This is a genomic window from Isoptericola sp. NPDC019693 (assembly GCF_044389085.1).
In the GTDB taxonomy this organism is placed as follows: Bacteria; Actinomycetota; Actinomycetes; order Actinomycetales; family Cellulomonadaceae; genus Isoptericola.
Genome location: NZ_JBIRXP010000004.1, coordinates 514,034 through 536,853, shown reverse-complemented (window position 1 = coordinate 536,853; position 22,820 = coordinate 514,034). Strand labels below are relative to the sequence as shown.

At 76.3% G+C, this 22,820-nt stretch carries 14 protein-coding genes and 1 riboswitch; of the genes, 1 reads left to right on the top strand and 13 read right to left on the bottom strand.

Annotated elements, in window-relative coordinates:
• The first annotated feature begins 21 nt into the window (after window positions 1–21).
• Window positions 22–996, top strand: a complete 975-nt coding sequence (locus ACH436_RS14895; protein WP_430560966.1) for a DMT family transporter — start codon at window positions 22–24, stop codon at window positions 994–996.
• Here the strand turns inward: ACH436_RS14895 and ACH436_RS14890 are convergent.
• From ACH436_RS14890 to ACH436_RS14830, 13 genes are all read right to left on the bottom strand, one after another.
• Complete coding sequence (locus tag ACH436_RS14890) at window positions 924–3,872, bottom strand: FAD-binding and (Fe-S)-binding domain-containing protein (RefSeq protein WP_430560965.1); 2,949 nt, start codon at window positions 3,870–3,872, stop codon at window positions 924–926. The genes ACH436_RS14895 and ACH436_RS14890 overlap by 73 nt on opposite strands.
• A gap of 20 nt (window positions 3,873–3,892) precedes the next feature.
• Window positions 3,893–4,948: a serine hydrolase domain-containing protein gene (locus tag ACH436_RS14885; RefSeq protein ID WP_430560964.1), complete on the bottom strand. Its 1,056-nt coding sequence runs from the start codon at window positions 4,946–4,948 to the stop codon at window positions 3,893–3,895.
• A 131-nt stretch (window positions 4,949–5,079) separates the two neighbouring features.
• Window positions 5,080–7,209: a hypothetical protein gene (locus tag ACH436_RS14880; RefSeq protein ID WP_430560963.1), complete on the bottom strand. Its 2,130-nt coding sequence runs from the start codon at window positions 7,207–7,209 to the stop codon at window positions 5,080–5,082.
• On the bottom strand, window positions 7,206–8,375 hold the full coding sequence (locus tag ACH436_RS14875) for a VWA domain-containing protein (RefSeq protein ID WP_430560962.1): 1,170 nt from the start codon (window positions 8,373–8,375) through the stop codon (window positions 7,206–7,208). The genes ACH436_RS14880 and ACH436_RS14875 overlap by 4 nt, the downstream gene beginning before the upstream one ends.
• Window positions 8,372–10,864: a DUF5682 family protein gene (locus ACH436_RS14870; RefSeq protein WP_430560961.1), complete on the bottom strand. Its 2,493-nt coding sequence runs from the start codon at window positions 10,862–10,864 to the stop codon at window positions 8,372–8,374. Before ACH436_RS14870 ends, ACH436_RS14875 begins: the two co-directional genes overlap by 4 nt.
• Window positions 10,855–11,991, bottom strand: coding sequence for an AAA family ATPase (locus ACH436_RS14865; RefSeq protein ID WP_430560960.1), 1,137 nt, complete (start codon window positions 11,989–11,991; stop codon window positions 10,855–10,857). The genes ACH436_RS14870 and ACH436_RS14865 overlap by 10 nt, the downstream gene beginning before the upstream one ends.
• 114 nt (window positions 11,992–12,105) lie before the next feature.
• Window positions 12,106–15,828 (bottom strand): DUF4132 domain-containing protein, encoded by a 3,723-nt coding sequence (locus tag ACH436_RS14860; RefSeq protein WP_430560959.1) that lies wholly within the window; start codon window positions 15,826–15,828, stop codon window positions 12,106–12,108.
• A 126-nt stretch (window positions 15,829–15,954) separates the two neighbouring features.
• Entirely contained in the window at window positions 15,955–16,395 is a 441-nt protein-coding gene (locus ACH436_RS14855; RefSeq protein WP_430560958.1) for a (deoxy)nucleoside triphosphate pyrophosphohydrolase, read from the bottom strand.
• Between the two features lie 121 nt (window positions 16,396–16,516).
• Window positions 16,517–16,747, bottom strand: coding sequence for a LuxR C-terminal-related transcriptional regulator (locus ACH436_RS14850; protein WP_430560957.1), 231 nt, complete (start codon window positions 16,745–16,747; stop codon window positions 16,517–16,519).
• Between the two features lie 250 nt (window positions 16,748–16,997).
• Window positions 16,998–17,366, bottom strand: coding sequence for a glycine cleavage system protein GcvH (gene gcvH / locus ACH436_RS14845; RefSeq protein WP_430560956.1), 369 nt, complete (start codon window positions 17,364–17,366; stop codon window positions 16,998–17,000).
• A gap of 73 nt (window positions 17,367–17,439) precedes the next feature.
• Complete coding sequence (gene gcvT, locus ACH436_RS14840) at window positions 17,440–18,603, bottom strand: glycine cleavage system aminomethyltransferase GcvT (protein WP_430560955.1); 1,164 nt, start codon at window positions 18,601–18,603, stop codon at window positions 17,440–17,442.
• A gap of 80 nt (window positions 18,604–18,683) precedes the next feature.
• Window positions 18,684–21,602, bottom strand: coding sequence for an aminomethyl-transferring glycine dehydrogenase (gcvP, locus tag ACH436_RS14835; RefSeq protein WP_430561032.1), 2,919 nt, complete (start codon window positions 21,600–21,602; stop codon window positions 18,684–18,686).
• Between the two features lie 312 nt (window positions 21,603–21,914).
• Window positions 21,915–22,018: riboswitch (glycine riboswitch) on the bottom strand.
• 77 nt (window positions 22,019–22,095) lie between these two features.
• On the bottom strand, window positions 22,096–22,761 hold the full coding sequence (locus tag ACH436_RS14830; protein ID WP_430560954.1) for an HdeD family acid-resistance protein: 666 nt from the start codon (window positions 22,759–22,761) through the stop codon (window positions 22,096–22,098).
• Between the last annotated feature and the right edge of the window lie 59 nt (window positions 22,762–22,820).

Here is a 22,820-nt window from a genome sequence, read left to right as displayed (position 1 = left end):
GCGGAAAGTAGAATGGTTTCCATGGAAAGTTCTTCGCCTGCCCGGCGGGCGTGGCTCCGCGTCCGCTGGCCCCTGGTCGCCGCCGTCGGGCCGGTCGCGTTCGGGTCCAACTACGTCGTGACCCACCACCTCCTCCCCGGCGACACCCCCCTGTGGGGCTCGGCGATCCGCGCGCTGCCCGCAGGCCTCGTGCTGCTGGCGGTCGCCCGCCGGCTGCCGCGCGGCCCGTGGTGGTGGCGCTCGGTCGTGCTCGGCACGCTCAACATGGGGGTCTTCTTCTGCCTCGTGTACGTCGCCGCCCAGCTGCTCCCGTCCAGCGTCGCCGCCTCGCTGATGTCGCTCAGCCCGCTCGCGATCGCCGGGGCGGCGTGGCTCCTGCTCCGCGAGCGCCCCACGCGCCGCGTCCTGGCCGGCGCCGGCGTGGGCGGGGCGGGCGTCCTGCTCATCGTGGGCACCGCGACCGGAGCCCTCGACGGCTGGGGCATCGCGGCGTCCGTCGCCTCGATGGCCCTCTCGTCCGTCGGCGCAGTCCTCACCAAGCGGTGGCAGGACGGGACGCCCGTGCTCACGGTCACCGCGTGGCAGCTCGTCATCGGCGGGGTCGAGCTGCTCGTCGCCGCAGCCCTCGTGGAGGGCGCGCCGCCGGCCCTGTCCGTCACCGAGACCCTCGCGTTCGCGTACGTGAGCCTCGTCGCGACGGCGCTCGGGTTCGTCTGCTGGTTCAGCGGGTTCCGCCACCTCCCGGCCGGCGCCGTCGGGGTGATCGGCCTGCTCAACCCCGTGACCGGCGTCGCCCTCGGGGTGGCGCTGGGCGGCGAGGTGCTCACCTGGTCCCAGTCGCTCGGGATCGCCCTCGTGCTCGCGAGCGTCGCGCTCGTCACGGTGCGGCGCGGCGTCCCCGCCGCGCTCTCGCGGGCGGTGCCTCAGGGCGACGCCGGGCGCCCCGAGCCGGCGGCCCGCGTCGCCGCCTCCAGCAGCTCCAGCACGTGCACGTAGTCGCGGCCGGTGGCACGTGTCATGCCCATCTCGCAGGTGCGGTTGTTCGACACGTAGGCGTCGTACCGGCCGCCGGGCAGGACCCGCTCCCCCGCCGCGACCTCGGTCGCCTCGGCGTGCGTCGCGGCGGCGGTGAGCTCGGGGTGCAGCATCCCGCGGTCGCCGGCGAAGCCGCAGCAGCCCCACGCGGCGGGCACGACGGCGTCGTCGGCGACGGCTTCGGCCACGGCGCGCAGGTCGTCCACCGCGTCCAGGTGCACGGTGGCGCACGTGGGGTGCACGACGACGCTGTCCTGCGTCTCGATCTCGACCCCGCGGGCCGCGAGCGCCGGCAGCACGTCGGTGCGCACGAACGTCACGACGTCCACGATCCGCAGCCGCGCGAACCGCTCCGCGTCCTGCCCGGAGAGGTGGTGCGGCGTCTCGACCAGCCCGTGGGTGCAGCTCGACGCGTCGCACACGACGGGCAGCTCACCGCCGCGCGTCGCCGTCCACAGCGCGTCGAGCACCTGGCGCGCCATCCGCGCCGCGCCGTCGGGCAGGCCCTTGCTCGCCCACGGCGTGCCGCAGCACAGGCCGCCGATGCCCACCGGGACAGCGAGGCCGATCCCGGCGCGCTCGCACAGGGAGCGGAACGCGGCCTCAGCGCCGACCGGGCGTCCGTCGTCGGGCAGCCCGCCGTCCGCCGGGGCGAACAGCTCGCCCATGCAGGAGGCGAACAGGACCGCCCGGGGTGCGTGGGCGACGGCCAGGTCTGCCTCCTCGCGTCGCGGACCGGGCCCGGGCAGGTCCCCGTCCACGCGGGGCACGACGTCGGTCCCCACGACCCCGCGCGCGACCTCCGACGCGACGCGCACCACGGGCGTCGGCACCTTCTCCACCACGCCGAGCGCGCCGCGCAGCACGTTCACGACCGGCCCCCAGGACCCGGCGAGCGCCTCGCCGCCTTTCTGGACGGCCGCGGGGTTCGACCGCGCCCGGTGCCCCTTCATCACCACGCCGGTGTCGATGCCGACCGGACACGCCTCGACGCACATCGAGTCCGCGGCGCAGGTCTGCACGCCCCAGTACTCGTACGCCTTCGCCAGCTCCTCCCGCTCCCCCTCCGGCGCGACGGCGAGCTCCTTGAGCAGCACGATGCGTTGCCGCGGCGTCGTCGTCACGGTCCGCGAGGGGCAGCCGGGCTCGCAGTAGCCGCACTCCACGCAGCGGTCCACCAGCGGGGCGTCCTCGCCGCCCGCGGACGCCTCGACCTTGAGGTCCCGCAGGTGGGCGCGCGGGTCGTCGGTGAGGACCACGCCCGGGTTGAGCACACCGCGCGGGTCGAACAGGCCCTTGATCTCGCGCATCACGGCGTACAGGTCGTCGCCGTACTGGCGGCGCACGAACGGCGCCATGATGCGGCCCGTGCCGTGCTCCGCCTTGAGCGAGCCGCCGCGGGACAGGATCAGGTCCACCAGGTCGTCGCTGAACGCCGCGTACCGGTCCAGCTCGGCGGCGTCGCCGAGCCGCGGCGTGATCATGAAGTGCAGGTTGCCGTCCTTCGCGTGCCCGAACGTCACGGCCTCGTCGTTCAGCCTCCCGTCGTAGCCGTGCCGGGCGAACAGGCCGCCCAGGTCGCGCACCGTGCCGGTGAGGTCCGGGACGGGGACGACGACGTCCTCCAGCAGCGCCGTCGCGCCGGCCGGACGGGCGCCGGCGACCGCCGTGTACAGGCCCTTGCGCACCCGCCACAGGCGCTCGCGCGTGGCCGGGTCGGTGGTGAGGGCGGCGGGCACCTCGAGCGCGAGGCCGTCGACGACGGCGCGCGCGGCGTCCTGCAGCGGGGCCAGCGCGCCGTCGGTCGCCGCCCGGTACTCGACGAGCAGCGCCGTCTGGCCGCTGATGCCGGCGCCGCGCGCGAGGGCCCGCATCGAGGGGTCCGCCTTCGGGTCGGCGGCGGCCACGCGCAGCGACGCGGCGTCCATGAGCTCGATCGCCTCCGGCCCGGTCGCCCCCAGCGGCACCAGCGCGTCCGTGGCGCGCTCCAGGGAGTCGAACACCAGCAGCGTCGTGGCGGCCCTCGTGAGCAGCGGCACCGTGCGGAAGGTGACGTCCGCGACCCAGCCCAGCGTGCCCTCCGAGCCGATCAGCAGGTGCTCCAGGATCTTGACCGGGCTGTCGTGGTCGAGCAGCGCGTTCACCGCGTAGCCCATGGTGTTCTTCATCGCGAACTGCCGCTCCACCTCGGCGCGCATGGTCGCGCTGCCGCGCACCCGGTCGCGCAGCTCCGCCAGGCCGCGGTGTTGGTCGGGCTCCAGGGCCGCGAGCCGCACGTCGGCGTCGGCGGCACCGGTGTCCACGACGGTGCCGCTGGGCAGCACGACCGTCATCGACTCGACCGTCCGGTACGCGGTGCGCGTGGTGCCCGACGACATCCCCGAGGAGTTGTTCGCCACCACTCCCCCGACGGTGCACGCGATCTCGCTCGCCGGGTCCGGCCCGAGCCGCCGCCCGTGGCGGGCCAGGTGACCGTTGACCAGCCGCAGCGTGGCGCCCGGCTGGCAGCGCACCCGCTCCCCGCCGTCCAGCACCTCCACGCGCGCGAACCGCGTCCGCGTGTCGATCAGCATCCCCGCACCCGACGCCTGCCCCGACAGGCTCGTGCCGCCGGAGCGGAACGTCACCGGCAGTCCGCGCCTGCTCGCCTCGCGCAGCGCGGCGACGACGCCGTCGACGCCGTGCGGGCGGACCACGGCCTCCGGGCGCAGCAGGTAGTGCGACGCGTCGTGCGCGTGCGCCACCCGCGTGAGCAGGTCGGTACGCAGCTCGAAGCCGGGCCCGTCGTCCTCGCCCCGGCGCGGCTGCCCGCCGCGTGCCCTGGGTCGTGCCGCCATCCCCGCACCTCCGTCGCCCCTCACCGCCACGATCCTCCGCCCCCGTGCCCGTCGCCGGGCGGGCGCCCGGCGCCCTCGCCCGCGGCCAGGGCGGCCAGCCGCCGACGGCGGCCCGCCACGCTCGAGTTCCTGCCCTCGTGCACCCGGTTCGTCAGCAGCACGGCCGACGCGCCCGCCGCCAGGTCGACGACGAACGACACGCCGGTGAACCCCGTGTGACCCACCTGGTCGGCCGCCACCGTGAACGCCGGGTCGCCGCGACGCAGCCCGAGCGCCTGCCCCCACGGGGCCCCGGCGCGCCGCGCGCCCGCGTCCGGCTCGACCAGGGCGCGCCACGACCCCTCGCCGACGACCTGCCGTCCGCCCGCCGCGCCGCGGCACGCGACGAGCGCCGCGAGCCCGGCGACGTCGTCGAGCGTGCCGAACAGGCCCGCGTTGCCCACCGGGCGTCCCAGCGCGGCGGCCATCTCGTCGTGCACCCGGCCCGTGGGCGTGCCGGGCTCGGTCGGCACCACGCCGGCGAGGTCGCCCGGCGACCACCGGAGCCCGCTCGCGCCGATCGGCTCCGCGACCCGCCGTCCCACCACCTGGTCCAGCGGGTCGCCGGTGAGCCGCTCGAGGAGCAGGCCGAGGACGACGAAGCCCAGGCAGGAGTAGCGGTGCACCGCGCCCGGTGGGTCCGCGGGCGGGCCGAGGGCATCGTCGAGCACCTGCGCGGCGTCGGCCGTCGTGCGCCACGCGAGGGACGACGGCCGGAGGCCGGCGGTGTGCGTGAGCAGCTGACGGGCCGTGGCGCCGGTGGACACGGCGGGGACGTCCAGCGTCTCGCGGACCGGCGCGTCGAGGTCGAGCAGCCCGTCGTCGACGAGGGTCGCGGCCGTGACGGCCACGAACGCCTTGGTCAGGGAGGCGAGGTCGAAGCGGCTCCCGGCGCTCGTCTCCCCCGCGGCCCCCGGCCCCTGGGCGAACGCGCGCACCGTCCCCGCCGGGGTCGCGAGCAGGGCGGCCGCGTGCGACCAGCCCTCGTCGTCGGAGCGGCCGTCGAGGAGCCCCGTTCCGTCCGGTTCCGGCAGCACGGGCCCTCCGTCCCTCCGCGACGCTGACGACACCCGATCGTGGCAGATTCTTTCGCACGAGGCCAGATACCGGGCAACCTTCATCACCACCGCCCGACGACGCCGGGCCGCGGCGGGGCGTCCCGCGGGCGTCAGCCCCCGGCGGGTGCCGCCGCGAGCGACCGGGCGAGAGCGCGCCCCCGGGAGGCGACGAACGCGGCGCGCAGCAGCGCCGCGGCGTCCGGCCCGGCGTCCGGGAGCGTGGCCGCGGCCGCGAGCGTCGTGGCGCCGAGGTCGTCGGCCGTCCGGGCCGCGCGCGCGAGGGCGGCCGCCTGGTGCGGGCTCGGCCGCCGCCTGCCCGTCGCCGCGAGCGCCACGACCACGTCCAGCACGGTGGCACACACGTCCTCGACCGGGCTCGGCACCGGGGCCTCGCGCACCTGGGTGACGGCGCGGCCCCGGAGCGCGCGCACGCGGGCGCGGAGCCTCGTCCACGAGGTCGACGCCGCGCGCTGGTCGTCCGCGGGCGTGAGCGTCGGCACGACGAGCCGCAGCCCGCCGCCGGGGTGCTCCACGAACAGGCCGACGGCCTCGACCCCGTCCGTCCCGAGGTCGTGCTCGACCGCGACGGCGACGAGACGCCCGCTCCCCGCCGCGACGCCGAGGAGGACGTCGCAGGCCGGCTCGTCCGCCGCGTCCACGCGCACGACGACCGGCGAGCCGTCCGCCGCCACGAGCGTCCACGTGAGCCGTTGCGCCACCTCGTCCACCCCGACCGGTCCCGCGTCCCGGACCATGACGACGCGCACGACGGCCGGTCGTCGGCCGAACCCCACCTCGGTCCGCGCCGGGGCTGCGGCCGTGCGCTCCGCGACGTCGCGCACCGTGGCGGCGTCGAGCGTGCCGAGCGGCGTCACGACCGGCCCCTCGCCGGGGCGCAGGCCCGCCCCCGCACGCTCGGTCGCCCCGCGGAGCGCGAACGGGCCGCGGCACAGCGCCTCGACGGAGCGGCCCCACACCAGCGGGAGGTGCCAGGACCGGCGGAACGTGGGGTCGGCGCCAGGCGGGCGCCCGGTGGTGACCGCGCGCGTGCGACCCTCGACCGCGTCCCAAAGGTGCACGGTGACACCGCGCGCGCCCGATGCCGCGACCCACCAGCGGGCGCCGACGGGGACGAGGCGCTCGAGGTCCGCCACGTGCTCGTCGGGTGCCGCGGCGTCCGGGGCGGGCTCCGCCTGCACGAAGGCCCAGAGCTCGGCCAGCGCGAGCAGGCAGTCCTCCTCGTCGACGCCGTCGGCGCGGTCCGCGAGCGCCTCCAGCCGGCCGAGCGCCGACGTCGTGAGCCGCTGCACGGCCGGCCGGCGGCCCAGCCGGGCCAGCACGCCCGCTCCCCGCAGCTCCTCCAGGTCGTCGTGGCCGAGGTGCGAGAGCCCCACGTCGAGCACGCGCTCGACGGCCCGCACGACCTCGTCCGCCACCGTCCCGGCGTCCGGCACCCCGCTGGGACGCGGCGCGGTCGCGGTCTCCTGCGGCCACGGCCAGGCGCGGCCGTGCGCGAGCCACACGCGGGCCAGGGCCTCGAGCCGCCACCGCCGGTCGTCGGCCCGACCCGTGGACGGCGTGCCGCCGGGCTGCTCGCGGTCCACGAGCATCCCCGCGAACCCCGCCCCCGCGACGTAGGTGACACGGGGCGCGCCGGGCCAGGACACCAGCGCGCGCGGGCCGTCCACGGTGACGTCGGTCGAGGTGCGCGCCGGCTCGGCCGACGTGCCGGCGGAGGGCTCCCGCACCTCCTGGGCGACCGCGCGCACGACGGCGGCCCCCGCGGCCCGGTGCACGGACCGCGGGTCGAGCGCGAGGATCTCGCTCAGCGGGTCGGCACCCGCCGGGGCGCCCGGGCCCGCCGACTCCGCCGCGTCGCCGGGGACGACCGCGCCGGCCGGGACCGTCGCGTCGTCCGGGACCGCCCCGTCGTCCAGGACCGCGCTGTCGTCCGCCGCCTCGCGCGCCCAGAGGCACGCGGCGACGACGTGCTGGCACGCGCCCGGCGTCGGGCACGCGCACCGCGCCGCGGCGGGACCTCGCGCGTCGAGCTCGACGTGCGCGCCGCCGACGGACAGCGTGACCCCGTCGGCGCGCAGCTCGATCACCTCGACCCGGCCCGCGGCGACGTCCTTGCGCCCCCGGCGGACCAGCCCCGCGGTGGCGAGCGTGGCCAGCGCCGCGTCGTCGTACCCGGCGTACACGGCCGCCCACGGGCCGGGACCGGCGGGGGCGCTCACGGGAGCACCTCCCCCAGCCACTCGGCGAACCGCTCCGGGGTGAGCGCCGCGACCTCCATGCCCTGCTCCGCGAGGCGCCGGGCGACGCCCCGGTCGTAGGCGGGGTTCGCCTGGCCGTCGAGGGCCGCCAGGCCCAGCAGCCGCACGCCCGACGCGTGCAGCCGTCCCACGGCCGCGACGAGCTGGGACACCGACCCGCCCTCCTCGAAGTCGCTGACCAGCGCCACGACCGTCCGGCGAGGGTCGCGCACGTGCTGCTCCGCGTACTGCACGGCCCGCGCGATGTCGGTGCCGCCGCCGAGCTGGGCGGTGAGGAGCACCGACACCGGGTCGTGCGCCAGGTGGGACAGGTCCACGACGGACGTGTCGAACAGCACCAGGCGGACCGTGATGCCGGGCAGGCCCGCGAGGATGCCCGCGCTGACGGCGCTGTACAGCACGGACGAGGCCATCGAGCCGGACTGGTCCACGAGCAGCACCACGTCGTACGACAGCGCGCGCCGGCGTCGTGCCGAGAACCGCAGGTCCGTGACGAGCAGGCGCCGCCGGTCCGGGTCCCAGCGCCCGAGGTTGGCGCGGACGGTGGCGGCCGAGTCGAACGTCCGGCTCGACCGGGCGGACGACCGCCTCGCGCGGTCGCGGCGACCGTCCACGGCGGTCACGAAGCGCGGCCGCAGGCGGCGCACCACGTCCTCGACGACGCGGGCGACGAGCCGCCGCAGCCCATCCTGCACGTCGGGGCCCAGCCGGCCACGGGCGCGCAGCAGCGCGGACGCGAGCTCCGGGCTCGGCTCGACCGCGTCGACGGCACGCGGGTCCGCGAGCAGCTCGGTCATGCCGTAGCGGCCCACCGCCTCCACCTGCATGCGCTCGAACGTGTCGCGCGGGAACAGCTCCCGCGCGGACCCGAGCCAGTCCAGGCCCGCGACGACGGAGCCGTCGCGCCCGCCGCCCCGCCCGGCGCGCGGCCCGTCGTCCCGGCCGTGCCGGTGCCCGCGCGCGGTGTACTCGCGGTCGTACAGATGCCCGAGGGTCCGGTCGAGGCGCTGGTCCTGCGGCGCGACGGGCAGCGTGTCCCCCGCGTACCGGCCGAGCACGAGCCGCCAGCGCCGCGCGGCCTCGTGGTCGTCCGCCCGGCCGGACGGCGCGGCGTCCGCGGCGGTCACCGGGCTCCCCCCGCGGCCCAGGCGCCGAGGCCGTCGCGCCCCAGCACCGCGACGAGCTCGCGCTCGACGAGCAGCCCGGTGCGCAGGTCGTCCTCGGTCACCGCCACGCGCCGGTCCAGCGCGGCGGCGCTGGTCCCGGTCCGCGCCGCGACGCGCTCGGCGAGGCGGTGGGTCTCGGTCGGGCGCAGCCACGTGAACGCGCGGCGCAGGTCCGGCAGCACGGCGCGGAACGCGTCCTCGTCCAGGTGACGCAGGCCCTCGTCCACCGCGTCGAACATCTCGGGCGTGTGCAGCAGGAGGTCGGGGGCCGCGCGCAGCACGCCGCCGAGGAACGCGGTCGCGGTCACGGGGTCCGCGCCGGGTGCCAGGTGCGCCCGGACGCGCGCCACGAGGTCGTCGTCCCGCAGGTCGCCGTCGACCACCGCGAACGCCGTGAGCGCGCCGCGCACCGCCGGGGAGGCGTCGTCCTGCTCGCGCACCTGCGCGAGGGCGCGCGCGACGGCGCCCGCCGCCGCCGTGGGCCCGTCACGTCCCGCGTCGCGCACGTCCCGGACCAGCGACCGCAGCGCGACGAGGCTCGCCAGCGCCTCGTCCTGCGTCGTCTCGTCGGCGGCCGCGAGGTCGGGGACCAGGTAGGCCGCGGTGGCGAGCCCCTGCTCGGCCAGGTCGAGCAGGGACTCGCCCTGCTCACCGAGCTCGAGCTCCGCGCGCGCCCGCCACAGCCCGGCCAGGCGCCGCATCCCGCCGACCACCGAGGAGAGGGACGGGTCCACGTCGAGCGTCGCGCGCACGAGGGCGACGAGCGGCGGCAGCCGGTCGGTCAGGCCCACCACGACGCACTGCGCGACGAGCCGCGCCACCGCGTCGCTCGACCGTTCCTCGCGCGCCCGCTCGCGCGCGTCGTCGAGCAGCGTGACGGCGACCGCCTCGAGGGTCGCGCCGCGGTGGGAGAGCTCGACGAGCCGCGCCTCGACGAGCGGCGTCCAGGCGTGCTCCCACTCCTCGAGGACCAGCCCGAGCCCGCGCCCGGCGACGTGGTCGGGGCCCGAGACGCGCCGCGCGAAGCCCAGCTCCAGGAACGCGCACAGCGCGAGGAACCGGCGCCGGTCGCGGTGCGCGGGACGCCGGCGGGCGTCGAGCCGCACCGTGCGCGGGACGGCGTCGGAGACGTCGAGGCGCAGCGCCCGGGCCCGCGCGCGGGCCTCCTCCACGAGCGGCGGGGCCGCGCCGCCCGGGGCGACGTCGCCGAGCGCCCGGCCGGCGAACACCTCCGCCACCGCCAGTCCGAGCGGGCGCTCGCCCGCCGCGTCCAGGTCGTCGGCGTCCTTGACGTAGCAGGAGGTGATCGCGTCGACGAGGTCGGTGCGGCACGGCCACGGCCGCTCGCGCAGCGCGGCGAGCCGGTGCGCGTGCTCGACGGCGGCCTGGGACTGCGCGACGCTCACGAGCGCGCCGCGGGCGCTCGCCCCGCGCCCGACGTCCACGAGCACCGCGTTCGCCGCGGCCGCCGGCCCGCCCGCGTCGTGGTGCGCCGCCCAGAGCCGGTCGTAGTACCCGGGCGCCGGCATCCCCGCGCCGTACCCGCGCAGCGCGTCCAGCCGCTCGTCGTCGTACCGCACGAGCCACGCGGGGGCGTCGGCGAGCGCCCCGTAGCCGCCCGCCGGCCGCCGGGACACGACGGCCTCGCCGTGCGGGCTCCCGGCGAGGGCCTCCACGAGCGCCAGCGTGTGGAACGCGCCCGTGACGACGACGACCGGGCCCGCCGCCGTCGCCGCGTGCTCGGCGATGCGCGCCGACATCCGCGCCTCCCGGTCGAGCGAGCCGTCCGCGGCCAGCGCCTCCTCCTCGTAGTCGAGGCGTGCGAGCGCGGCCCACGCGAACACGTCGTCGGCGAGCTCTCGCCAGTCGCGCAGGCGTGCCGTCTCGCGCGCCTCGAACAGGTGGTCCCACAGCTCGTCGTGGTCGCGGCACCCGAGGCGCTCCGCGAGTCGCGCGACGGTCCGCGAGTGCGCGAGCTGGCGCTCCGCGAGGACGGTGCGGCCCGTGGCGCCCGCACCGTCGTCGGCGGCCCCGGCCTCCCGCTCGCCCCAGGGCGAGTCGACGAACGCGAGCTCCGCGCCCGCCGCGTGGCCCGCCCGGAGCGCGACCCACTCCGGCGAGTACCGCGCCAGCGGGTAGAAGCCCGCGCCACGGGAGCCGCCGCCGTCCCCCGGGTCGCCGGCGAGGCTGAGGACCGCGACGGGCGGCACGGTGCGCTCGTCGAGCAGCGCGGGCAGCAGCCGCGTGTACTCCTCGGGCCCCTCGACGAGCACCGCCGACGGGCGCACCTCCTCGACCAGCGCGGCGACCGCCACCGCGCACGCCGGGCTGTGGTGGCGCACGCCGACCAGGTGCACGCCGTCCCGCTCGCGCAGCGCGACGAGGTCCTGCGCCGCCCGCGTCAGGCGGGCCGGCGCCGCGTCCCAGGCGGCGCGCAGTGCTACCGCCACAGGTCGCCCGCGGCGGTGAGGAAGTCCTTCCAGCGCGCGTCGGACCGCGCCCGCTCGCGCACCACGTTGTCGACGTAGTGCCGCAGGCGGCGCGCGTCCTCCTCGTCCCCCTTGAGTGCGACGCCGCCCACCTGGCGGGCGACCTGGCCCGCGGTCACCGTGCCGTCACCGAGGTAGCGCGCCTCGAGCGACGCCGCCACCGCCACGTTCACGGCCTCCGCCGTCGACATCACCGTCTCGGGCCGCTTCACCGGCGCGCCGCTCGCCGTGGCGCCGGTGCGCAGGTCCTGGAAGACCGTCACGAGCACCTCGAGCACGTCCCGGTCGAGCACCGGACGCTCCGCGGCGGGGCCGAGCTCGGCCGTCAGCCGGGACTCGACGAGCTCCATCTCGAACGCCCGGTCCCGGACGGGGGCGACCGTCTCGAAGTTGAAGCGCCGCTTGAGCGCCGCGGACATCTCGTGGACGCCGCGGTCGCGCAGGTTGGCCGTGGCGAGCACGTTGAACCCCGGCCGCGCCGCGACGCGCGCGTCCGCCCCCAGCTCGGGGACCATGAGCTGCTTCTCCGAGAGCACCGACACGAGCGTGTCCTGGATCTCGGGCGCGCAGCGCGTGATCTCCTCGAACCGCGCGACGAGCCCGCCCTCCATCGCCCGGTAGACCGGCGAGGGCACGAGCGACCGCTCGCTCGGGCCCTCGGCGATGAGGAGGGCGTAGTTCCACGAGTAGCGGACGTGGTCCTCGGTGGTGCCCGCGGTGCCCTGGACGGTGAGCGTCGACGTCCCGCTCACCGCGGCGGCGAGCAGCTCGGACAGGAGGGACTTCGCGGTGCCCGGCTCGCCTACGAGCATGAGCCCCTGCCGCCCGAGGAGCGACACGATCGCGCGGTCGACGAGCGGGTCGTCGCCGAAGAACTTGCGGCCCACGCCCAGCTCGGCGTCGCCGACGACGAACGCGCGCACCGCGCGGGGGCTCAGCCGCCACCCCGGCGGGACCTCGGCGCCCCGCCGCGCGTCGGCGGCCGCGAGCGCCGCGAGCTCGTCGGCGTACCGGACCTCCGCCGGCGGCCGAAGCTCGCCCCGTCCTGCGGCCGCCGCCTGCGCGTCACCGCTCGTCGTGCTCGTCACCCGGGCTCCTCCTCGGTCCGTCGCGGGCGGCGTGCCCGTGGTCCTGCGCGCAGCGTAGGAGCCGTGTCCCACACGACGCCGGTCACAAGCCGCCAGAAGCCGGCCAGAAGCCGGTCAGAACTCGCTCTTGCGCTCCCAGTCGGGGTCGAACGCGCCCGCCTCCGCGACCGCGACGTAGTCGCGGTACGCCTCCGCGACGAGCACCGGCGGCAGGTCCGCGACCGCCGCGGGACCGCGCCGCGACGCACGGCCGGTGCGCTCGAACGTCAGCGCCGTCACCGCGGCCGCGATGTTCTCCTCGGGCACGAAGGATCCCGTGAACTCGATCCGCACCACGACCCCCGCGCTCGCGAACGTCTTCGTGTACGCGCCGAACCACCCGGCGTCCTCCGCCTGCGACCGGGCGTACCCGCGCTTGGTGGCCCGTCCGCGGATCGAGAAGCTGTCGGAGAACCAGCCCCGGTGGTCCTCGATCGCCGTCGCTCCCCCGGGGACGTCGGGCGCCGTCACGTCGAGCTGCGGGAACAGGGGGGTGACCTCGTAGTCCGTCAGGTGGGCCGCCCATGCCGCCGTCGCGTCCGGTCCGAGGTGCACCGCGTGCGCGAGCCCGACCGTCGACCCCTCCCCCAGCGCGACGTCCTCGTCGTCGGCGTCGAGGAGCGCGCCGCCGTCGGGCCGGAACGGCCGCGCGCCGTCCGTCCCCGGGTTCTCCACCCACACGAGGCGCTCGACGAGCCGGGACATCACGGGATGGCCGAGCAGGAACTCCTGCCACTCCGGCGCCGACCAGGTGCGGCCCACGCACATCGCCTCGTAGAGGCGCTGCGTCTGGAGGGCCACGACGGCCTTGAGCTCCTTGCGGCTCGCCGTGAGCTGCTTCTTCGCCGCGGCGACGAGCTCGGGGTCGTCCTGCGCGCGGGCGGCCGAGAGCGCCTTGACCACCGTGCCGGTGTCGCTCGTGAGCTCGAGCGTGAACGTGCGCGTGATCCGCCCGACGTACTCGCGCGACCCCAGGTCGAGGTGCAGCAGGCCGTCGTCCTCGAAGCCGGCGGTCTGGACGGTGCGGTCGGCGAGCTGGTCCGCCGACCAGCCGCGCCGGTCCGCGAGCTCCGCCGCGAGCCGCTGCGCCGTCTCCTGCACGGTGGCCTGCCGGAACCGGCGGGACACGGCGAGGAGCTCCTGGACGGCGGCCGGCCGCCCGTTCGCCGCGAGCGCCTGGACGAGCGCCTCGGTCTGGGCGCGGCGGCCGGGGTGCGCCTTGGCGTAGCGCTGGAACGTCGCGGCCAGCTCGGCGCCCGGCATCGCGACGGTGAGCGCGAGCATGCCCTTGTCCTTGACCGCCGAACCGAGGTAGGTCGCCTGGTGTTCGCGGTACAGGTCGCGGTGGTGGCCCTCGACCGTCTTCGACGCCTCGACCGAGTAGAGACCGGGCGTGCGGCGCTCCCAGGCCTGGTACTGGTCGTACCGGTACTGGGCCTCGGCCGACGCGTAGGCCTCGCTCTCCTGCGGCGACGGGTTGCGCGTGTCCTGCGCCACCCACGCGGCGAGGACGTACGCGCCCAGCCGCTCGCGGTCCTCCGGCTGGAGCAGGGACAGGTACCGCTCGAGCAGCCCGGAACCGCTCGGGTCCTTGAGCTTCACCGCGAGCACCACCCACCAGCGCAGCACGGCCGGGTCCACGGGAGAGCCGTCCGCCGCCCAGCGCGCGCCGGGCAGGGCGCCCGGGTCGAACCACGCCATGCTCACCGGCGCCTTGCCGCGCAGGCCCTTGGCCGCCTCGGCGAGGAGCACCTCCGGCGACAGGTCGGCCGCGATGTCCTCGCCGAGGGCCTCGAGCGACGTCAGGAGCGCCGCCCGCACCACCTCGCTGCGCTCCTTCGCGAGCGCGCGGCGCAGCGCGGGGACCGCGCGGGCGTCGTCGAGCCGGGCCAGCCACTCCGCCGCGGTGCGGCGCACCGCCGACCGGCCGCTGCCCAGCCCCTGCTCGGCCAGGCCGCGCACGCCGGGGTGCGCGCTCAGCACCTCCTGCGCCGACGCCCGGTGCGTGCGCCCCTCCCCCAGGGCCAGCTCGGTCAGGCGCGGCAGGAACCGGCGGGGGACGTGGAGCAGCTGCGCCAGCACGTCGAGCGCGCGGGCCGTCCTGGACGTGCCGTACGTGCGCTCGTCGCCGTCGAGCGCGGCGGCCAGCCGGTCGGGACGTTCCGCGTAGTAGGGCCAGGCGTTCTCGGGCGAGACGACGTCGGCCGCCCACCACGACGCGAGGTACAGCTCGTCGAGGAGCGCCTCGGCGTCCTCGCGGCCCACGCGCCGCAGCGCCTCGTCGAGGACGCGCAGGTCGACGTCGAGCAGGTCGCCCTCGTGGAGCCGGTACCAGGCGAAGCCGCCCGCGCGACCGCGCACCTGGTCCGCGTGGAGGCGCAGCCGGTGCATCAGGGTCGTGCCGGGCAGGCGGGAGAAGAGGCCCGGAGCGGCCAGGCGGCGGTACGCGACACTGCCGGGCCGCCGCGAGCTCGTCCCGGAGAGGAACGCGGCGAAGTGCCGGATGTCGTCGTCGGTGATGCCGGGCAGCTCCTTGAGGTCCTCCTCGACCGCCTCGCGGCGCCACCGCAGCCACTCCTCCCCGCCCTTGCCCGGGTGCTCCGCCTTCTCGGCGCGGGCCCGCTCGAGGGCGGTGTCGATCGCGGACCGTGCCGCGCGGACGAACTCGTCGCCAAGCACCGTCTCCGGCAGCGGCTCGAAGGGCGGGACCTCGACGGCGGGGTCGTCGTCCTGCGCCGTGTCGAGCACGCGCGCCCGCTCGACGGTGTCGCGCAGCAGGGCGGCCCGGGCACCGGTCGACCGCTCGGCTGCCTGCTCCAGGTCGTCCAGCCCGCCGTCGAGCTGCGCGAGGCGGGTGACGAGAGCGCCGAGCCGGGACGGCGGGAGCGTCGTGAGGAGCGGGACGAGGGTCTCCCGCTGCCGGTCGCCCGGAAGCTGCCCGACGGCGGCGACGGCGGCCTCGCGGACCTCCTTGCCCGGGTCGGCCGCGAGCCGGGCGAGCAGCGGCGCGCACGCGTCCGTCGTCGCCGGGTCCCCCGCCGCGAGCTCGACCAGCGCCGTCCTGCCGGCCGCGCCCACGCCCGGCACGACCTGGAGCGCCACGTCCAGGTGCGCGACCACGAAGTCGCGCGCCGCCTCCCCCAGCAGCGCCGGGCGGTGCTGCGCCACGGCGCCCCACGCCGACGACGTCGGACGCTCGAAGAGCTCACGCAGCACGACCGCCGTGACCTCGGCCTCCGGCACGCCGCCCTCCGTCGCCAGCGCGACCAGCAGGTCGGGCGTCCACCGGTCGGACCCGTCCGCACCGGAGTGGCGCACGCGCCGGTCGTGCGCGCGCCGGACCACGTCGTTGACGAGCACCGTGAGCCAGCGCGGGTCGGTGGGCCGCTCCCGCTCGGCCTGCGACGACACGGCGCTGAGCACCCTGCCGAACCGCACGAGCCGGGGGACGGTCATCGGCCCGTCGGGCGCGTAGAGGGCGGAACGGGCCGCGAGCGCCTTCTCGGTCGTCCACCCCGGCACCGCGGCCTCGAGGCGGCGGCCCTGCGCGGCCGTCGTCCAGAACGGGACGGCCGCCTGGCCGGGCCGGGCGAGGAGCGCCTCGACGTCACCGCCCCGCAGCGCCTCGAGCTCGAGCAGCACCTCCGGCTCCGCGCCGCCGTGCACGTAGGCGACCGCCCGGTCGGCGAGCTCCGGCGACGCGACGGCGAGCACCCGGAGCGCGTCGACGAGCCGACCGTCCGGTCCGTCGTCCGCCGGGCGCGCCCTGCCGCGCCAGAACAAGACCTTCTCGAGCATCTTCAACCTCATCGTCACGTCGTCGCGGCAGGTGGCGGACGACATCCTGCCCAGGAGGTACGACACGGCGAGGGCGCCCGGACCCCACCGGGCGTCGGCGGGTGCCGGTCGCGGGGGTGCGTGGCGTCAGCGGGTGGCGTCGACCGGGTCGACCAGCACCCGCTCCAGCGCCTCCACGATGCGCACGTCGCCGTCGAGCCAGTCGACGGAATGCAGGTGGTCGCGACCCAGCCAGCGCAGGTCGTCGTGCTCGACGAGGGGCCGCGGCTCGCCGTCGACGACGACCGCCAGCCACAGCCGCAGCACGTGCCGGTCGGTGATGATCCAGCCACCGTCGTCGTCCGGTCCGGGCAGCTCGTCGCCGAGCTCCACCCGCACGCCCAGCTCCTCGCGGAGCTCGCGGTGCAGGGCCTGCACGGGCGTCTCCCCCGGGTCCACCTTGCCGCCGGGGAACTCCCACCTGCCCACGAGGTGCTCGGGCCGGCTCCGCCGCGCGGCGAGCAGGCGCCCCGGGCGGTCGAGGTCGTCGACGATCGCGGCGGCGACCACGAGACGGCGTGCTGTCATGGTCGCGAGTCTGCCACCCGGACCCCGCCGGAACCGTGCGGTGACCGGTGCCCGGACATGCGAGAGCCCCGCACCGACGGCCTCCCCTGCCGTCGAGCGGGGCACGCATCCTGCAACTGCGTCAGCTGACGCCGAACCCGGCCTGCCGCGCCCATGCGACGGCCTCGGCGCGGTTCGAGACGCCGATCTTGCGGTACACGCTACGCACCTGCGACTTCACCGTGTTCCGGGTGACGAACAGCTTGGTCGCGATCTGCTCGAGGGTCACGTCCTCGGACAGGTTGGACAGAACCACCCGCTCGCGTCGCGTCAACAGACGGTTCGTCACCGGGGTCATCTCGATCGTGCTCATCGCTCTTCCTCCGTCGACGGCCGCCGACCGAAGGTCGACCAGGGGAAGCCGTCATGGAAGAAGATGCGGACGGGCCCGCGTCATGACGCAGAACACAGCACTTTGTTGCCGCGCCGGGACGACGACGGCCGGCCGCGACCTCGTGCGAGGCGCGGCCGGCCGTGTCGTCGCAGGTCAGCGCGGTATTCCCGGGCAATCGACCCATTCTGGACCCGATGGTCACGATTCGGTCACGACGCCCGGGACGGCGTCAGCCCGCCTGGGCGGCGTACTCCTCGGCCGTCAGCAGCGCCCCGCGGGAGGTCACGTCCACCTTGAACAGCCAGCCGGCGCCGAAGGGGTCGGAGTTCACCACGGCCGGGTCGTCCACGGCCGCCTGGTTGACCTCCACCACGGTGCCGCTCACGGGCGAGTACAGCTCCGAGACCGACTTGGTGGACTCGATCTCGCCGACGACGGCGCCCGCCTCGATCGCCGCGCCCACCTCCGGCAGCTCGAGGTAGACGACGTCGCCCAGCGCGTCGGCGGCCACGGACGTGACGCCGATCGTCGCGGGCGACGCGTCGTCCACCCACTCGTGCTCGGCTGAGTAGCGGAGGTTCTCGGGGAAGTCGGCCATGGGGACTGCTCCTTCGGGGGGTTCTGCGTGCTATGACGGCGGTCGGGCTGAGGGCGAGGTCAGGACGATCGTCCTACGACCGCTGGTAAAAGGGCAGCGCCACGACGACGAACGGCTCGGCGCGGCCCCGCACGTCGACGGCGAGCTCGGTGCCCTCGGCGGACACCTCGGGCGTCACGTACGCCATCGCGACCGGGTACCCGAGCGTCGGCGACGGCGCGCCCGACGTCACCTGGCCGACGACCGCGCCCGCGGCGCCGTCCAGACCCCGCTGCACGACGTCGTACCCCGCGCGGGCGGGACGACGCCCCTCCCCGCGGAGGCCGACGAGGACACGCGCGGGCGCGCTGTGGGCGCGCGACGCGAGCGCGTCGCGCCCGACGAACGGCAGCGGGGCGCCGTCGGCGTCGGTCTTGTCGAGCTTCACCACGCGGCCGAGGCCCGCCTCGTACGGCGTGGTCGTCTCGTCCAGCTCGTGCCCGTAGAGCGGCATGCCCGCCTCGAGCCGCAGGGAGTCGCGGGCCGACAGGCCGGCCGGGACGAGGCCGAAGGGCTCCCCCGCCGCGAGCAGCGCGCGCCAGAGCTCCACCGCGCGGTCGGCCGGCGCGAAGAGCTCGAACCCGTCCTCGCCGGTGTAGCCCGTGCGGGCCACGAGCACGCCGACCCCCGCCACCGTGGCCCGGGCGGAGGCGTAGTACCGCATGCCGCGCACCGTGTCGACGTCGCCGTCGGCGGTCAGCGACGCGACGATCTCCTCGGCCCGCGGGCCCTGCACCGCGACGAGCGCGGTCTCCGCCGAGCGGTCCGTGACCACCGTGTCGAACGCGGCCGACCGCGCCACCAGCTCGGCCGCCACGCGCGGCGCGTTGCCGGCGTTCGCGACGACCAGGAAGTGCTCGTCGGCCAGGCGGTACACGATGAGGTCGTCGAGCACCGAGCCGTCCTCGGCGCAGATCATCGCGTACCGCGCTCGGCCGACCCCGATGGCGCTGGCGGCGCCCACCAGCGCGGCGTCGAGCGCGGCGCCGGACTGGGCACCCTCGAGGTGGATCTCCCCCATGTGCGACAGGTCGAACAGGCCGGCGGCCTCGCGCACCGCGCGGTGCTCCGCCAGGTCGGAGGTGTACCGCAGGGGCATCAGCCAGCCGCCGAAGCCGGTGAGGCTGGCACCCAGCGCGACGTGCTCGTCGTGCAGCGGCGTGGTCTTGTCCTGCGTCTCCTGCTGGTCCTCGGCCATCGAGGCTCCCTTCGGTGTTGTGAGCGCGATTTCGGGGACAATTCGGGGCGGAATTGTCCCCGAAATCGCGCTCACAGCGGTCAGTGGGCGATCGGCTCCGCGTAGGACTCCAGCGGCGGGCAGGCGCACACGAGGTTGCGGTCGCCCTTGGCCCCGTCGATGCGGCGCACGGGTGACCAGTACTTCGCGCCCCGCAGGCTGGGCAGCGGGAAGGCGGCCAGCTCGCGGGAGTATGGGTGCGCCCACTCGTCGGCGACGACGCTCGCCGCGGTGTGCGGCGCGTGGCGCAGCGGGTTGTCGTCCACGGTCCACTCCCCCGCCGCGACCCGGTCGATCTCGCCGCGGATGGCGATCATCGCGTCGACGAAGCGGTCGAGCTCCGCGAGGTCCTCGCTCTCGGTGGGCTCCACCATGAGCGTGCCCGCCACCGGGAACGACATCGTCGGCGCGTGGAAGCCGTAGTCGATGAGGCGCTTGGCCACGTCCTCCGCCGTGACCCCCGTCTCGGCGGTCATCGGCCGCAGGTCGAGGATGCACTCGTGCGCCACGAGGCCGTTCTCCCCCGTGTAGAGCACCGGGAAGTACGGGTCCAGCCGCTTCGCGACGTAGTTCGCGGTGAGGACGGCGGCCTTCGACGCCTCCGTCAGCCCGTCCGGGCCCATCAGGGCCAGGTAGGCGTACGAGATCGGCAGGATGCCCGCCGACCCGTGCGGCGCCGCGCTCACCGGCGCGATGCCGTCCTGCGCGTCGGTGCCCGGCGTCGGGTCGGCCGGCAGGAACGGCACCAGGTGCGCCGCCACCGCGACCGGGCCCACGCCCGGGCCGCCGCCGCCGTGCGGGATGCAGAACGTCTTGTGCAGGTTGAGGTGCGAGACGTCCCCGCCGAACTCCCCCGGGCGCGCGAGCCCGACCAGCGCGTTGAGGTTCGCGCCGTCGATGTACACCTGGCCACCGGCTTCATGTACAAGATCGCAGACCTCGCGCACGTGCTCCTCGTAGACGCCGTGCGTCGACGGGTACGTGATCATGATCCCGGCCACCTGCGGGCCGTGCTGGTCCAGCTTCGCGCGCAGGTCGTCCAGCTGGATCTCGCCGTCGTCCGCCGTCGCCACGACCACGACCCGCAACCCGGCCAGCGCCGCCGACGCCGCGTTCGTCCCGTGCGCCGACGCCGGGATCAGCACGATGTCGCGGTGCTCCTCGCCCCGCGAGCGGTGGTACCCCTTGATCGCCAGCAGCCCCGCGAACTCCCCCTGCGAGCCCGCGTTCGGCTGCACCGACACGCCCGCGTACCCCGTGATCTCCGCGAGCTGAGCCTCCAGCGTCGACACCAACTCCGCGTAGCCCAGCGCCTGGTCAGCCGGCACGTACGGGTGGATGTCCGCGAACCCCGGCCAGCTGATCGCCTCCATCTCCGCCGTCGCGTTCAGCTTCATCGTGCACGAGCCCAGCGGGATCATCGTGCGGTCCAGCGCCAGGTCCTTGTCGCTGAGGGACCGCAGGTAGCGGAGCATGGACGTCTCGCTGCGGTGGATGTGGAAGATGGGGTGCTGGAGGTACGGCGTGCTCCTGGTCACGGCCGCGGGGAGGTCGGCAACCCCTCGCGCGGACGCGTTCACGGGCGCCTGGGCGCCCTCCACTTCGGGAAGGTCTACGTCCGCGCGAGGGGTTGCCGACCTCCCCGCTTCCTGCACCGTGTTGCCGTCGCCCAGCACGGCGGCGAAGGCGGCGAGGACCGCAGCGACGTCGTCGGAGGTGGTGGTCTCGTCGCAGGCAATCTGTACATGGTCGGCGTCGGCCTTGTACAGGTTGTAGCCGGCGTCGGCGGCTGCTGCCACGATGCGCTCCGCCTGGCCGGGGACGACGGCGCGGACGGTGTCGAAGAAGATGTCGTGCTCGACGGCGATCCCGGCGGCGCGGAGGCCTGCCGCGACGGCGGCGGCGCGGGCGTGGGTGCGCTCCGCGATCGCGCGGAGGCCGTCGGGGCCGTGGTAGACGGCGTACATCGAGGCGACGATGGCGAGCAGGGCCTGCGCGGTGCAGATGTTGCTCGTGGCCTTCTCGCGGCGGATGTGCTGCTCGCGGGTGGCCAGGGCCAGGCGCAGGCCCGTGGCGCCGTCGGCGTCGGTGGAGACGCCGACGAGGCGGCCGGGGAGCTGGCGCTCCAGGCCCTTGCGGACCGCCATGAAGGCCGCGTGCGGGCCGCCGTAGAACAGGGGCACCCCGAAGCGCTGGGCCGAGCCGACCGAGACGTCCGCGCCCAGCTCGCCCGGCGACGTCAGGATCGTGAGCGCCAGGAGGTCCGCGGCCACCGTGACGAGCGCCCCGCGCTCCTTGGCCTCCGCGACCACGCCGCGCGCGTCCAGCACGCGGCCCGACGCGCCCGCCTGCTGCACCACGACGCCGACCAGGTCGCCGTCGGGCAGCGTGCCGCCCGCGGCGACGAACGCGTCCAGCCCGGCCGTGAGGCCGTCGTCGAGACCGACCACCACGACGGGCAGCCCGATGGCCTCCGCGCGGCCGCGCGTGACCGACAGGCTCTGGGGGAACAGGTCGGCGTCGAGGACGACGTACCCGCTCTTCGCCCGCGAGGCCCGCCACATGAGGGCGACCGCCTCGGCGACGGCCGTGGCCTCGTCGAGCAGCGACGCCCCGGCGATCCCGAGACCCGTGAGGTCCTCGACCGCCTGCTGGAAGTTGAGCAGCGCCTCGAGGCGGCCCTGCGAGATCTCGGGCTGGTACGGCGTGTACGCGGTGTACCAGGCGGGGGACTCGAGCACGTTGCGGCGGATCACCGGGGGAGTGGTGGTGCCGTAGTAGCCCAGGCCGATCATCTGGCGCTTGACCTGGTTCTTGCCGGCGAGGTCGCGCAGGTGGGCGAGCACCTCGGCCTCCGAGCGGGCGGCCGGCAGGTCCAGCGGGCGGTCCGTGCGGATCGACGCGGGGACGGCTGCGTCCACCAGGGCGTCGAGGGACGCGTGGCCGAGGGTGTCGAGCATCGTGGCGACCTCGCGGCCGCGCGGGCCCACGTGCCGGTCGGCGAACACGTCGGGGTCGACGCCGGTGAGGGTGAGCGAGTCGTCCGGGAGGGTGGTCACGTCGAAGCTCCGAGGGTCGGGCCGGGCAGGCGGGGGACTGGCAGGTCCTCCCCGCTCTGTCATCGGACGCCGTGCGTCGACCTGAGAGTTTTGCCGGTCCGCCAGGGCGTCGTCGCAGACGTGACCTACGACGGCGACGGGGCGCGCCGACTTGCACCGTCGGTGGGCCCACGCCCGCCACGAGGACGGGACAGGGCCGCTTTCCAGAGTTGCCTCGCCGTGACGGTACGGGTGCCTGAGAGATTCCCGGGGAGGGTTGCTCCTTCGGCGCCGGCCGGTCCCTGCGGGCCCGGCACGAGCTCTCCCGTCGCGGTTCGAGCGGCTATGTGGCAACCGCACCCGGGGGTGCGGCCGCGTTGTGGGCAGCCAGGGCTGCGGTGTGACGCGGCCGATCCTACCCGGCCGTGCCGCCGTCGCGGGCCTTGCGGGCGTCGTGGGCGCGGGTGCCGGCCGAGAACGCGCCCACCACCAGCACGGCACCCGCCATGAGCAGGTAGAGCGCGAGCAGCTGGGCGGCGGTCGCCACGCTCGTGCTGGGCCGGGCGAGCATCACGACGCCCAGCACGATCCACAGCACCGCGTTGACGAGCTGCCAGTCCCACGACGTGGTGCGCAGCGCGCGCCCGCGCAGCGCACCGATCACGCCCGCCACCCCCGCCGCGCACGCCCACACCGCCACGACCAGCACCATCACCGGCCCCGACATGGACGGCCACAGCAGGATGACGAGACCGGCGCCGATGCTCACCACGCCCGCCAGCAGACGCCAGCTCACCTCGTCGCCCTCGCCCCGGCGCCGGCCCGAGCGCTTCGTCGGCGCGCCCTCGACCGTGAGCAGCACGCCCTGCGCGACGATCACCAGCCCGATCAGCCACCGCACCCAGGTGAGCCCCTGGTCGGGGTTCGCGAAGAGCACCACGCCCGCCACCAGGTAGAGCAGCGCGCGCAGGTACGTCAGGCCCCACAGCCGCCGCGCGACGCCGAGCGTCCGGTCCGACAGGGGTGTCGGCTCCCGTCCCGTCCCGTCCGCCGGGAGCGTGCCCGGCGTGCTCTCACCCATGACGCGATGGTAGGAGCGGAGACGGCCGGACGCGCGGCGACCTGCGACGTCGTCCGCGC